The 1,399-nt window shown below is 35.0% G+C and carries 1 protein-coding gene; it reads left to right on the top strand.

Going from position 1 to position 1,399, the window contains the following annotated elements:
• Positions 1–841: tetratricopeptide repeat protein (locus ACFWZ2_RS43640; protein ID WP_384555360.1), on the top strand; the 841-nt coding region annotated here is incomplete at its 5' end.
• Positions 842–1,399: the final 558 nt, after the last annotated feature.

Raw genomic sequence — 1,399 nt, 5'->3', positions numbered from 1 at the left:
CCTCTACACTTACTTTTTTAAAGGGATGTACGATTTTTCTGTTGGTGAGTACATAAGAGCCATTCAGTCATACAAAAAGGCTGAGAAGAAGCTTTCGAGGGTTTTGGATGAAATAGAGAAAGCTGAGTTTTATTTTAAAATGGCTGAGGTCTTTTACCATATGAAACAAACACATGTATCTATGTATTATGTGCAACAGGCATATGACATTTATAAAAAGCACGATACTTATAAAATTCATCGAATCAAGTGTCATTTTGTTATTGCCGGCAATTATGATGATTTGAGGACTCATGACAGAGCGCTTTCTCATATGAAAAAAGCTTTATTTTTGCTGGATAGTATGGAGGACCATTCTCCTTTAAAGGCAAAAGCTTTGTTGAATATGGGGAATAGTTATAACCAGATGGGAAGCCTTTTTTCGGCTGTACCTTATTATCACAAGGCTATAAAGGCAGCTAAAATAAGCGGAGCGAAGGAAATTACCCAGGCTTATTATGATTTAGCTCTGATTCATTTTAGGAACAATGAAAAGATTGAAGGACGCGGATTCTTTGGAAAAGCAATGGAGCAAGCTGAAGAATTTAACGATAGTCTGTTTCAGGATTTATTAAATGTTCTAAAGGCATTATTTATTGAGACTGGAAGCAGGCAAAAGGTCATGAATGCCCTTGAGGCATTGAGAACAGGACAAGGCTATCCATATTTTGAAGAGCTAGCTTTAATCGCTGCAGAATTTTATACTATGGATAAGCGCATGGAAGATTCTATATATTTTTACAATGAGATGGTGTGCGCTCAAAGACAAATTCAAAGGGGCGATTTCCTGTATGAAGTTTAAAGGTCTTTTTTCAGCGGTCCTTATTGTAAGCCTGTTGGTTGGAGCGGGGTATTCTTTCGTGCACCATGATGAGGTTTCAGTTGCTTCAAGGAATGCAACATGATGAAGAATAAAGAATCGAGATTTTCAACTTGAAGATATGGAAAACAGATCGTTATTGATCTGTTTTTTTTTATTTTGTCATTTTTGCTTTTTTCCATTTTGGCAAAAAAAATGTATAATGATTTTAACAGCTGACACAAAAAATAATGGTTTAAATAAGACCAATAAAAAGACCAAGAAAGTGTTGGCCCACTTTCTTGGTCCAGCTAAAGCTGTGGTTAAAGATAAAGATTAGTCATTGCTATTAGAAAGGGCAAGATCATTTTGGATTTGAATCCAAAAGCGATTTTGTCCTTTTCTATTTGGATGTTGATCTCCAATATGTATTCACCTCACTTTCTTTTTTGAGGCGATTTCTGCCTATATGTTTATTAGTATACTATGTTGTGAGAAAAACACAGAAAAACCTCGAAATTAATTATAAATCTTTTTTTAGAAAAGTTCTTCCCCAAGTTC

It is taken from the genome of Streptomyces sp. NPDC059002 (assembly GCF_042740435.1).
In the GTDB taxonomy this organism is placed as follows: domain Bacteria; phylum Actinomycetota; class Actinomycetes; order Streptomycetales; family Streptomycetaceae; genus Streptomyces.
This window is presented reverse-complemented; position numbering and strand designations above follow the sequence as displayed.